Origin of the sequence: Adhaeribacter rhizoryzae, assembly GCF_008629685.1 — a bacterium.
Taxonomy (GTDB): Bacteria; Bacteroidota; Bacteroidia; order Cytophagales; family Hymenobacteraceae; genus Adhaeribacter; species Adhaeribacter rhizoryzae.
In genome coordinates this window covers 40156-51902 of the sequence record NZ_VWSF01000034.1, presented here as the reverse complement: position 1 = coordinate 51902, position 11747 = coordinate 40156, and the positions used below count along the sequence as shown (strand labels likewise).

Annotated in this window: 10 protein-coding genes; 7 read left to right on the top strand and 3 right to left on the bottom strand. The window is 44.0% G+C overall.

Going from position 1 to position 11747, the window contains the following annotated elements; translation table 11 throughout:
• Positions 1-643: transposase (locus F0145_RS24905; protein WP_150093204.1), on the top strand; the 643-nt coding region annotated here is incomplete at its 5' end.
• Between the two features lie 266 nt (positions 644-909).
• On the opposite strand, the gene F0145_RS24900 is transcribed toward F0145_RS24905, so the two are convergent.
• Entirely contained in the window at positions 910-2568 is a 1659-nt protein-coding gene (locus F0145_RS24900) for a S8 family serine peptidase (protein ID WP_223816229.1), read from the bottom strand.
• Positions 2569-2746: 178 nt separating this feature from the next.
• Here F0145_RS24900 and F0145_RS24895 point away from each other — a divergent pair, with 178 nt between their 5' ends.
• Positions 2747-3469 (top strand): hypothetical protein, encoded by a 723-nt coding sequence (locus F0145_RS24895; protein ID WP_150093200.1) that lies wholly within the window; start codon positions 2747-2749, stop codon positions 3467-3469.
• Between the two features lie 59 nt (positions 3470-3528).
• Here the strand turns inward: F0145_RS24895 and F0145_RS24890 are convergent, their stop codons facing one another.
• Positions 3529-4278 (bottom strand): hypothetical protein, encoded by a 750-nt coding sequence (locus F0145_RS24890; RefSeq protein ID WP_150093198.1) that lies wholly within the window; start codon positions 4276-4278, stop codon positions 3529-3531.
• 279 nt (positions 4279-4557) lie between these two features.
• Here F0145_RS24890 and F0145_RS24885 point away from each other — a divergent pair, with 279 nt between their 5' ends.
• Positions 4558-5064: a YciE/YciF ferroxidase family protein gene (locus tag F0145_RS24885; RefSeq protein ID WP_150093196.1), complete on the top strand. Its 507-nt coding sequence runs from the start codon at positions 4558-4560 to the stop codon at positions 5062-5064.
• A gap of 80 nt (positions 5065-5144) precedes the next feature.
• On the opposite strand, the gene F0145_RS24880 is transcribed toward F0145_RS24885, so the two are convergent.
• Positions 5145-8150, bottom strand: a complete 3006-nt coding sequence (locus tag F0145_RS24880; protein WP_150093194.1) for a glycoside hydrolase family 3 N-terminal domain-containing protein — start codon at positions 8148-8150, stop codon at positions 5145-5147.
• A 434-nt stretch (positions 8151-8584) separates the two neighbouring features.
• On the opposite strand from F0145_RS24880, the gene F0145_RS26390 reads away from it, so the two are divergent.
• The 4 genes from F0145_RS26390 to rsgA all read left to right on the top strand — a co-directional run bounded on the left by F0145_RS26390 (position 8585) and on the right by rsgA (position 11711).
• Positions 8585-8752: a hypothetical protein gene (locus F0145_RS26390; protein WP_190277637.1), complete on the top strand. Its 168-nt coding sequence runs from the start codon at positions 8585-8587 to the stop codon at positions 8750-8752.
• A 74-nt stretch (positions 8753-8826) separates the two neighbouring features.
• Positions 8827-9459 (top strand): peroxiredoxin, encoded by a 633-nt coding sequence (locus F0145_RS24875; RefSeq protein WP_150093192.1) that lies wholly within the window; start codon positions 8827-8829, stop codon positions 9457-9459.
• Positions 9460-9540: 81 nt separating this feature from the next.
• On the top strand, positions 9541-10791 hold the full coding sequence (locus F0145_RS24870) for a 3-deoxy-D-manno-octulosonic acid transferase (RefSeq protein WP_150093190.1): 1251 nt from the start codon (positions 9541-9543) through the stop codon (positions 10789-10791).
• On the top strand, positions 10773-11711 hold the full coding sequence (gene rsgA / locus F0145_RS24865) for a ribosome small subunit-dependent GTPase A (RefSeq protein WP_223816228.1): 939 nt from the start codon (positions 10773-10775) through the stop codon (positions 11709-11711). Before F0145_RS24870 ends, rsgA begins: the two co-directional genes overlap by 19 nt.
• Positions 11712-11747: the final 36 nt, after the last annotated feature.

Genomic DNA, 11747 nt, shown 5'->3' with positions numbered 1-11747 from the left:
CGAAACCCGCCGCGGCCGCGTAGCCAGGCAAGCGGTAGTGGCTTTACGCTGGGCAAAAGTGGGGTTAGTTATGAAAGGCGTGGGCAAAGCCCTGTATGTGGTAGAAGCCAAGGAAATAGATGCACCCGCCGGGCAAGCGCCCATTTACTGGCGCTTGCTCACGACCCATGCCATCCAAACGCAACAACAGGCGCAGCAGCTAATCTACTGGTATAGTCTGCGCTGGAACATTGAGCAGGTCTTCCGGCTGTTAAAGCAGAAAGGCTTGCAGGTGGAACTGCTGGATTTAGAAACCGGCAAAGCTTTAGTGCAACTCACGCTGCTGGCTTTGTTTGCCGCTAGCAAGATAATGCTCTTGCACCTGGCTTCTAAACAGAAAGAAGCCGTGCCGCTGGCAGAAAGCTTTACCCAGCAGGAAGTCGCTTGTATGCAGGCTTTACAAAAACGTTATGAAGGAAAAACAGCCAAGCAGCGGAATCCTTACCCCCAAGACTCTTTACAATGGTGCTACTGGATAATAGCCCGATTAGGCGGGTGGAAACCCCACGAAAAGCAGGCGGGGGTGATTACCCTTTTGCGCGGTTGGAATTACTTCCAGCATATCTTGCACGGGTGGACCCTGGCCCAAAAATTTGTGTCCTAATCGTAGCCCTAATTTAGGGAAGGTGCCCGGAGGGCGGAAGGGTTAATCTATTCCAGAAGAAAGGCCGCACCAGCGAAAGCTAAAAGGCCGAAAAAGTACCACAGCATTCCAAAGCATCCTGAATGCACAACAAAGAACCTTCATTTTAGAATAATGCCTGTTCAGCCTTCCCATGAAATAATGATAATAGGAATTATTACTACAACCAGAAAGGCCACTTTATTCAAGTGGCCTTTCTGGTTCTGAGCAGCAATAAAATTTAAAGACTATTGCTTGGTGCTGATGGTTTCGGCTAGTTTTACCGCTTCGTAGGCATTTACAATGCCGCCGGTTACCGATAAATCTGTTAAAGGCACCTGCTGCGTTTTACCTTCCTGAGCACCGGGAACATTCACCTTTAAATCGTTTACTTTGTAAGTAGATTGCAGAATAATATCGCGCACCTGAACGGCTGTTAAATTAGGATAATACGATAACAGCAATGCACTAACGCCGCTGGTTACCGGCGCCGCCATACTGGTACCGCTGTTTTCTTTGTAGCCTTGTTTTGGGATAGTTGAATTTATATCTACGCCGGGCGCAAACACATCTACGCTTTTTTTACCGTAATTAGAGAAATCGCCGACCAGTTTACCACTGCCGCTAAACGAAGAAGCGCCCACCTCTATCCAATTATTTACTTCTTTGTTGTTAGCCAATATTTTGCTGGGGTAATTTTTTTCCTGGTCAATATTTTTGCCATCGTTGCCGGCGGCGTGTACCAATACCACGCCTTTATCGGCGGCATATTTAACCGCTGCATCTACGGCTTCTTTTTGCGGAGAATATTCTTTACCAAAGCTCATGTTTATTACCTGCGCGCCATTATCAACGGCGTAATAAATAGCATTCGCTATATCTTTATCGCGTTCGTCGCCGTTGGGTACGGCCCGAACTACCATAATTTTAACGTTATCCGCAATACCTTTAATACCCAAATTATTCGTGCGATTAGCCCCAATTATACCGGCAACGTGCGTACCATGGTCGGCATAAGAACCGGTTACATCGCTGTTACCGTAGTTTCTTTCCTTTACATTATCATAATTGTCACCAACAATATCGCGCGGATTAAAATTAGGGTTCAGGTTATACTTTAATTTGTTCATAAAGTAATCTTCGCCTTCGGCAAAGGTTTCTTTGGTAAAATTATTCTCGGCCATAAACAACATAATGGCTTTGGCCTGGTTTACCTGCTGGTTCGTAGAATTTAGTTTTTCCAGATCTTCCAGGGTAAAATCTTCTTTGTTTAACTGGTTCTTTAAAATAGCGGTGGCATTCTGGTAAGCCCCTTGCAATTGCTGAAATTGCGAATATTGCTCCTGGGTTTCTTTCAGTTCTTTTTCGTACGCAGCTTTTATTTCCTGATAGAGCGCAAAATTCTTTTTTTCTTTTCTTTTCTTCTGAAGCTTTGCACCCGCCGGTCCTTCAAATTTATCGCGCAACTGCACGTACAAACGGGTTAGTTCCTGGGTATCGTGCTCTACGTTGCGGCCATCTTTGCCCCCAATAAAATTCCATCCGTTTATATCGTCTATGTAGCCGTTATTATCGTCGTCTTTACCATTGCCGGGTATCTCTTTTTCGTTGCGCCAGATTTTATCTTTTAAGTCTTCGTGCACAATATCAATCCCACTATCTATAACCGCAACAATTACAGTTTTAGAAGGCCGGTTTTTTAAATATTCGTAAGCTTTTTCGGTACTTACCCCCATTACCTGATTGTCGCGGGGGTCCAGGTTAAACCAGTTCGCCGGCGCTTTGGACAGCGTATCGGCCGGGGTAATTTTATCTGTTTTGCGCTGCGAATTAGCCACCGCAACCTCCGGCTTTGCTAATTGGTTAAACAATAAACCAAAAGCTAAAATATAAGTTGATTTTATCATAAAAATTAATAACCTACTAACAGGACAAAATATTATTATAAAAGGTTTGCCTCAAATTTTTGACTATAAAGCAATAATTCTACCAATAAACGGCGGCGGAGGCTTAGAGTTAATTTTTACCAAAACTATTAAGAACTTTTTGAAAGGACTTAACCCGCAGAATATTTAATTTTGAAGTATGAAATATGCGTTGGTCTACGTGCTTGTATTTTTAGGACTGAACCACCTGGTGCGGGCCCAGATGCTTTTGCCCGGCAGGGCAACCGGCTCTGCATTTATTGGCATGGCTTACACACAACCAACCGGTCAGTTCCGGGAAACCTACCCCAGCGGGCGCGGCAAAGGCGGCACCTTCGGGTTTACCGTCCGGCCAATGGCGGGTACTGCCCCCGTTGAACTAGGCGCTACCTTTAGCTACTTGCCCATTGGCATCGAAAAACAACCTGTAGGCACCGGCAGCAACGCCTATAAAGTAAAAACCACGCACAGCCTAATTCCCATGCACGCCCTCGTAAGGCTGAAGCCCCGGCGCTTAACCTTTGCCACTCCTTACCTCGATGGCCTGGCCGGCATTACGGTTTTTAATTCCCGCACTAAAATTAAAGAAGACTTTTTCACCTCTTTACGCGACGAAGACCCCATAGTAGTTGGTAAACAAACCAGTACGGTAATTAATTATGGGTTGGCTGCAGGCGTTTCGTTTGCGCTTAATACCCGCAAAAGCTTTTACGCCGATTTAAGATTGGTATATTTAGAAAGCCCTTTGGCCACCTACGTAAAAAAAGGAGATGTGCTGGTAGATCAGAACGGCAATGCCACTTATCGCTATTCCCGCTCCGAAACCCGTCTGTTTATGTTTCAGCTAAATCTAATGGGCATTTTAAAAAGTTTAGAAGACTAAATTTGGCAAAAAATCGAAATACTAATATTTCAGTTACTACTTTTTATCTCTTATAGAGGTTATTGGGTGCAAAAAGTAAGTAATTTTTTCAAGTCATCTTCCTTCTGAAAATCAATCCGGTTTTCTTTAATAAAATTGCCTATAGCGGTTTTCTGCTTACTAAATATTTTTACTACTGATGCTTTATTGGCCAGATAAAATTGATTGTTCTGATCAGTGATAAAATAATTAGCCATTTTGGCGTAAACTAAATATTCGTTGGGGCTTAACTGTTGAATTTGCCCATTAACCGCGTAAGTGCTGTAGGTTTTAGTTGCCGATGCGTTTGAATATTGCCCGTAAGCAACGCCTCTTTCTTTATCAGAGGGTTTAAATTTATGCTTTATCAAAAGCTTTACTGTTTTAAAATCAGCAATTTCTTCGCCGAAACCTTTCCTTTCCGGGTCGTAGTAAAACTTGGTATCTCCGATAGCCACAAACTTTACCAGATACAAATTATCTAACGCCAGCGTGTCGCCTTTGGGCCCGATAAAGTGCATTTCACTCAATATTTGGTGGTAATTCAACTTTCCCTGGGCCAGACCGCCAGTGGTGTAATTAATAACCGCATCTTTAAAAACCGGGTAACGGTAAGCCGCCGAAGCAAATTCATGGCTTTCTATCTTGTCGCCCACCTTTACCCTTATTCTATCTGCTTCCTGCGCCCAAACCTGCGGCACCACGGTAACACCCAGCAGCAATATTAAACTCATAATTTTCAGGCAGCGCCGGGTTTCTCCTGATAAGCAACTATAAATAGCATGTAACATAGTTAAATGATTAATCAAGCGTAAAACCTTTACTAAATAATTTAATATTTCTTTTCAGCATAAAAAGCCGGACTTCTGCACCTGTGCAACAGCACCTACAATATTTACCTGTTGCTTATCAGAAATATACGTAAATATTGCTCGGTTCGCAATTATTTTACTGGTGCTCCAACGCGGCCTAACTTCTTTCTAAAACAATAAATTCTTTACCAACTCCAGCCAAGCTAACGCGTAACAGATAAGGCTTACGCAAAATTTATAACCTAAACAGATAAAACTATGAGCGAATTAAAAGATTTGAGCGATTTACTATACCACGAAATACAGGTACTTTACAGCGGCGAAGAATTATTAGTAGCAGCCTTGCCCCGCATGATCGAAAATGCCCAGGACAGTAGCCTTAAAGCCGCTTTTACGCAACACCTCGACGAAACCAAGCAACAAATAGAACGCCTGAAACAGGCCGCGGAACTGCTAAATATTAAGGTGGAAGGCGATGATAACCCCAGCATGAAAGGCTTAATTGCCGAAGGCGAAAAAGTAATGCACCAAGATGCCACGCCCGAAGCTTTAGATGCAGCTTTAATTTGCGGTGCGCAAAAAATTGAACATTATGAAATTTCGGGTTACGGAACGGCCGCTCACCTGGCCGATGGCTTAGGTTTTAAAGTGGTGGCCGAACTGCTGCGCCAAACTTTGCAGGAAGAGCAAAATACCGATACCAAACTAAACGATTTAGCCAAGAACAATATTAACCGTAAAGCAGCCCAGGTAACTGAAAGTTAATTAGCTATATTATAACAAAAAAATAGGGGTAGCAATTAAAATATTGCTACCCCTGTTTTTTATTTAATTAAATATTAAACCTATTGCCGACGGGCCTGGGTTTTGGCAGCCTCTTCAATGGCATCGTAAATAACCTGCTGCACGGCGGTGCGGGTATTTAACTGGCTCAGTTTATTATTGTTGCGCGTGGGGTGTACCCTATTCGATAAAAAGACATACACCAAATCGTACTTGGGATCTACCCACGTGAAAGTACCGGTAAAGCCCGAATGGCCGAAACTTTCCGGGCTAGCACCTTTGGCTGCATTGCCGTTCTCGACGTACGGCGAATTAATGCGGTCGAAGCCCAAAGCCCGGCGGTTAGTGGGGCAAAATTGGCAACTGGTGTAAGTGTTTAAAGTAGCTTCGCTGATGTAGCGCCGCCCGGCCACTTCACCTTTTTGCAAATACATTTGCATGAGTTTAGCTAAATCGTTGGCGTTGCCAAACAAACCGGCATGGCCCGATACACCGCCCAGCATGGCAGCTCCTTCGTCGTGCACGGTTCCGTGCAATAATTGCTTCCGGAACAAAGAATCGTACTCGGTGGGCACAATGCGACTATGCGGGAAATATTTTTCCGGAGTAAAAGTAAGCGTTTGGGCACCCAACGGTTTGTAAAAGTTTTCTTTCAAATATTCTTCAAACTTTTTGCCGGTCAGGCGCTCCACAATAACCGGGTACAGGTAAAAAGATAAATCGCTGTACACGTAACCGGCTTTTTCGTTCAGCGGCGATTCTTTTATTTGTTTGTATATTTTATTGTGGTAGTTGCGGTGCATGTATAAATTCTGCGCCACTTTTGTCGGGAACCGGGCCGACGAATCGGCTTTAAAGGTATACCACTTAAATTTGCCGTTTTTCTTTTTGGTAACCTGCCAAAACGGAATCCAGGCCTGGAGCCGGGCCTGGTGAGCTAATATTTCTTTAAACACCAAGTTTTCTTTGCTCGAACCCCGAAACTCCGGCAAATAATCGCCTACGGTTTTATTAAAATCAAATTTGCCTTCGTCCTGCAGTTTCATCAGGGCCGCAATAGAAGTACTTATTTTGGTTACCGAAGCCAGATCGTAAATATCGGAATTATTAACCGGCACCTTGTTTTCGTAAGTATGATACCCGAACGATTTCTGGTAAATAACATTACCACCTTTGGCTACCAACACCTGGGCGCCCGGTATGGCTTTCTCCCGAATGGCAATCTGCACCAAGGAATCGATGCGGCTGAAAGTTTTGGAACTTAAACCAATATCTTCGGGTGAGCTGTATTTAAAATGGGTGCCGCCCGTTGTAGCTATGCCCATACTGGCTTTGTAAGCCGGCGAAGTCGTAACCGGTAAACGTCCCTTAGCGCCTAAACCACCAAATATTATTTCGGCCGCCACTTCCTGCGCATTCACCGATTCCTGGTAAGCCATAATAACCGCGTTCAGTTTATCTAAATCCTGGAATTTGGCGGAAGAATAAGCATTACCAAAAATGCTCAGAATGGTTTTCTTGCCTTTAGCCAGTTCTTTTACAAAAACCACGGTTTCGGCGCTCACGCCGTAGTTGCTGGCGGGCCGGGCGCTTAAATCGTGTACGCCCGCAATTATTAAATTATACTTCTGTAACTTGTTTTTCAGATCGCGCAGGTAATCGATAGAAGCATTAGCCGGCAGAAAAAAATTATCGGTGGGCGCGTAGCGGTTCAGCATTTGCTGAAAAGGGGTGGCGGTTTTAACCCCAATGGCGAGGGCCGCAATCCGGAGGGTATCCAGGTTATTTACAGGCAAGGTATTGCGGTTGTTGCGCAGCACCGTCACCGACATTTCGGTGAGTTTGCGGTTGATGAAATTAGCCATCGGGTTATTTAAATCCGCATACAAATTTTTCAACGCTACTGGTTTAAACTTGTGCAAACCGGCCCAATATTTAGCCGCTAATATTTTCTTTACGCGCTGGTCAATTTCTTCCTGGGTAATTTGGTTTTTGGCTATGGCTTCGCGAATTAAAGTAATTGCCCGTTCTACGTTTTCCGAAAATTCAATAATATCGTTGCCGGCCAAAATAGCTTTTACATCGGCGGTACCGTCCGGAAAATTATTCGTTACGCCTTTCATGTTCATGGCATCCGAAATTACCAAGCCTTTAAAACCCAGTTCGTTTTTGAGCAAATCGGTTACAATGGGTTTAGACAACGTAGAAGGCAAATTGGTGGTAGTATCGAGGGCCGGAATATTTAAGTGCGCTACCATTACCGAACCTAGGCCTTGCCGCATCAACTCTTTAAACGGGTACATTTCTAAGGTATCGAGGCGCTTGCGGTTGTAATAAATTTTAGGCAAAGAATAATGCGAATCTACGTCAGTGTCGCCGTGGCCCGGAAAGTGTTTGGCGCAGGCCATTATGCCTTTGTCCTGCATGCCTTTCATGTAAGCCGCGCCTTTGCGGGCTACATTGTGCTTGTTCTCCCCAAAAGACCGGAAATTAATAACCGGGTTATCGGCGTTATTATTTACATCTATTACCGGGGCAAAATTAATGTGCATGCCAATGCGCTTAAACTGACGGGCTACTTCGGCACCCATATCGTAAATCAGTTTTTCGTTCTGGATGCCGCCCATGCTCATCTGGTACGGAAACTTTACCGTGCTATCGAGGCGCATACCCAAGCCCCATTCGGCATCCATGGCAATCAGCAGCGGTACTTTAGAAATGCTTTGGTAGCGGTTGGTTAGTTTGGCTTGCCGCACGGGTCCGCCCTGGAAAAACACCAGGCCACCTACTTTATGCCGGGCAATTACATTGGCAATAGAATCTTCAAATTTTTTATTCCGGTTAGAATAAGCCGCCACCATAATTAACTGGCCAATCCGTTCATCGGGACTAAGGGTTGCAAAAACCGAATCGACCCAAAGCTGATTTGTTTTGAAAAATACCGGAATATTATCGGGTTTGGCAGGAGCCGGCGAAACCGATGAACCGCTTTTTTTGGTTTGGGCAGTCGCCGCAAAAAGAATACAAAAAATAAAAGCGAAGGAAAAAAATATTCTTTTAGAGGTCATTAATAATATAAACTTACGCGAATTTAAATTTCAACCGGCTTGGCTCTATTTCCTGTTGTATAACCCAAAAAATTCTCTTGACAAATTGCGCTAAGCAAAAGATATAAATCAGGATTTACTCAGAACGACTAAGCTAACCTTAATCATCAAATATAGTTAATTATATTTTTCTGGTAAAATATTACTCTTAAATGATTTCGAACCCAGCGTATTAGCAACTAGCGCTTTACCAATGTTTTACCTCTTCAATTTGGAGATAATACACGTTGGCTGCTCCGCTAAAAAGCCAAGACTTTACCCTACTTTTCTTCTTAATTATTTACCAACCCGGTAGTTAAAGGCAATCAACCAAATTTTAGAATATTTTTGATTTATTAACGAAAAGGCTATAGCTTTGCAAAATTATCAGAGATAAATAAATTTTATTAGCTGCTTTGTCGCTTAAACCGGAGATTGACCATTTGGCGTTGCAAACCCAATTATCGGCCAATGCGCTGAAAACCACCATCCAAATGATTGCATCACGAAGCTGGCCAGGAGATTTCGGCAATTTTAATTACCTCAGAAACGGCTGCCCAAAAGCGCTGGCAATTAAGTTTTAACCTGAATATTTTTTATTGAAAAATAGCTTAAACCTAAATTTTTAATCTAAACCCTAAATCTAAATAATTTAATTATGGCAGTATTAGTCGGAAAAAAAGCCCCTTCTTTTAGCGCTACCGCTGTGGTAAACGGCGAAGAATTCGAAGAAAATTTCTCTTTAGAACAATATGTAGGTAAGCAATATGTTGTATTTTTCTTTTGGCCATTCGATTTTACTTTTGTTTGCCCAACCGAAATTATTGCTTTCCAGGAGCGTTTAGCCGATTTTGAAGCGCGTAACGTAGCTGTGGTTGGTTGCTCTACCGATTCTCATTTTGCCCACTTTGCCTGGTTAAATACCCCAAAAGAACAAGGTGGTATTCAGGGCATTACTTTCCCGTTAGTAGCCGATACTTCTAAAACCATCGCTACGAACTACGATGTATTAGCGGGTGCTTACTCTTACAACGAAGCCGGCGAGTTGATCTTTACCGGTGAACCGGCTGCTTACCGTGGTTTATTCTTAATCGACAAAGAAGGCGTAGTGCGTCACCAATTGGTAAACGATATGCCGCTGGGCCGTAACGTAGAAGAAGTTCTGCGCATGATTGATGCTTTACAGCACTTTGAAGAAAAAGGCGAAGTTTGCCCGGCTAACTGGGAACAAGGTAAAGAAGCCATGTTGGCTACACCGCAAGGAGTTGCCAGTTATTTATCTAATAACTAATTCTTTTTAAATATTAGTTTTGAGAAAGCCTCCGTTTTAAACGGGGGCTTTTTACTTTTGTACCCTATAACGTTTAAAATATTGTCGCGCCTCCTCTACTCTCTTGGTACCAAAGCCTATGGCCTGCTGCTGCAAGTCAGTGCGCCTTTTCACGCGAAAGCAGCCCAATGGGTAGCCGGCCGGAAAGATATTTTTGAACAGATTCCAAATAAACTCGCGGGTAACACCCAACCGGTGGCTTGGTTTCATTGTGCTTCGTTGGGCGAGTTTGAGCAAGGCCGACCATTAATCGAGAAGTTTTCTTCGGAATATCCGCAGTATAAAATATTGCTTACTTTCTTCTCCCCTTCCGGTTATGAGGTACGAAAAAACTACGCCGGTGCGCATTACATATTTTACCTGCCCCAGGATAGCGCGGCTAATGCCCGCCGGTTTGTAGATTTGGTACAGCCCAAGCTTGCCGTTTTTGTGAAGTACGAGTTCTGGTATTATTATTTAGCGGAACTACACCGCCGGCAAATTCCGGCTATATCGGTTTCGGCTATTTTCCGGCCTTCGCAATTATTTTTTAAACCTTACGGTGGCTTTTACCGCGGCATCCTAAAGCTGTTCACGCATATTTTCACGCAAAACCAAGCCTCTGCCGCCTTACTCCAAAATATTGGTCTTAACCAGATTACGGTAGCCGGTGATACCCGTTTTGACCGGGTGCTGCAAACGGTGGCATCGGTTAAAATTATTCCGTTGGTAGAGCAATTTAAAGCCGGCAAACCTATATTTGTGGTGGGCAGCAGTTGGCCCCAGGATATGGAAATATTGCTACCGTTTATAAAGCAGCACACCAACGAGGTTAAATTTATTATTGCCCCGCACGAGATTCATGTGGACGAATTAAATAAAATAGTAGCTGATTTACCAGGGCAAGCCATCCGGTTTTCGCAGGCCCAGGAAGCTACCGTAGCCAATTACCAGGTGCTGTTAATCGATAATATTGGCATGCTTTCCTCGCTTTATAGCTACGGCACCTATGCCTATATTGGCGGGGCTTTTGGCAAAGGCTTGCACAACACGCTGGAGGCGGCGGTTTTTGGGTTACCGCTTTTTTTCGGGCCAACTTACCTTAAATTTCAGGAAGCAATAGATTTGGTAGAACTGGGCGTGGCGAACCCTATTCAGAATACGGCGGAGCTAACTGCTATTTTTACCCGCATAGCTACTAATGTTGCCGAGCGCGAAGCTATTACCCGCAAAGCAAAAAACTACGTACACGAACAGGCCGGTGCTACCGATATTATTCTGGGACAAGTACACCAATGGCTGCAAAAAGTATGAAAGGAGTAGTAATTAAATCGACGGGGTCGTGGTATTTGGTGCGCGATGCCGATGGCAACCTGCATCCTTGTCGGTTACGCGGTAAGTTTAAGCTAAAAGATGCTAAAGTTAGCAATCCATTAGCCGTTGGCGACCGGGTTATGTTTGAGCGGGAAGCTTCCGAAGAAAATACGGCTATCATCAACCACATCGAGCCGCGGCAAAATTACATTATCCGTAAATCGACGCACAAAACGGCGCACAGCCATATTATTGCGGCCAACCTGGATCAAGCCTTGCTGGTAGTTACGCTGGTGTCGCCGCGCACTTCTTTTGGTTTTATCGATCGATTTTTAGTTACGGCTGAAGCCTATGATATTCCGGTTACGATTATTTACAACAAAATAGATTTATACGACGAAGAAGACCGTCGCTACCAAGAAGCTATTTCGGGTTTATACAGCCAGATTGGCTACCCCGGCATTTCCTGCTCCGCGGAAAAAGAAATTGGGCTGGAGGCTGTACAAGCCGTAATGCAGGATAAAACCAGTTTGGTATCGGGCCATTCGGGCGTAGGTAAATCAACTTTAATAAATAAACTGGTACCCGATTTAGCGCTTAAAACTTCTGAAATTTCGGATTACTCCGATAAAGGCAAGCACACCACTACCTTCGCCGAAATGTTTGAAGTTAACCCTAACTCTTTTATTATTGATACCCCCGGCATTAAAGAACTGGGGTTGGTTGATATTGAAAACAACGAGTTAGGCCATTTTTTTCCGGAAATCCGCGACCGCATGAACGATTGCAAATATTACAACTGCCGCCACCTGAACGAACCAGGTTGCGCCGTAATACCAGCAGTTAAGGCCGGCCAGATTGCCCTTACCCGCTACGAAAGTTACCGCAGCATTTTGGCCGAAGAAGATAACCGGCGGTAGATATTAGTTGATAGTATTCCTAAGCAATCGTAAAAA

Coding starts and splice junctions, on each gene's coding strand:
- F0145_RS24900 (WP_223816229.1), bottom strand. CDS start 2,568: ATGATAAAATCAACTTATATTTTAGCTTTTGGTTTATTGTTTAACCAA.
- F0145_RS24875 (WP_150093192.1), top strand. CDS start 8,827: ATGGCAGTATTAGTCGGAAAAAAAGCCCCTTCTTTTAGCGCTACCGCT.
- F0145_RS24885 (WP_150093196.1), top strand. CDS start 4,558: ATGAGCGAATTAAAAGATTTGAGCGATTTACTATACCACGAAATACAG.
- rsgA (WP_223816228.1), top strand. CDS start 10,773: ATGGCTGCAAAAAGTATGAAAGGAGTAGTAATTAAATCGACGGGGTCG.
- F0145_RS24895 (WP_150093200.1), top strand. CDS start 2,747: ATGAAATATGCGTTGGTCTACGTGCTTGTATTTTTAGGACTGAACCAC.
- F0145_RS24890 (WP_150093198.1), bottom strand. CDS start 4,278: ATGTTACATGCTATTTATAGTTGCTTATCAGGAGAAACCCGGCGCTGC.
- F0145_RS24880 (WP_150093194.1), bottom strand. CDS start 8,150: ATGACCTCTAAAAGAATATTTTTTTCCTTCGCTTTTATTTTTTGTATT.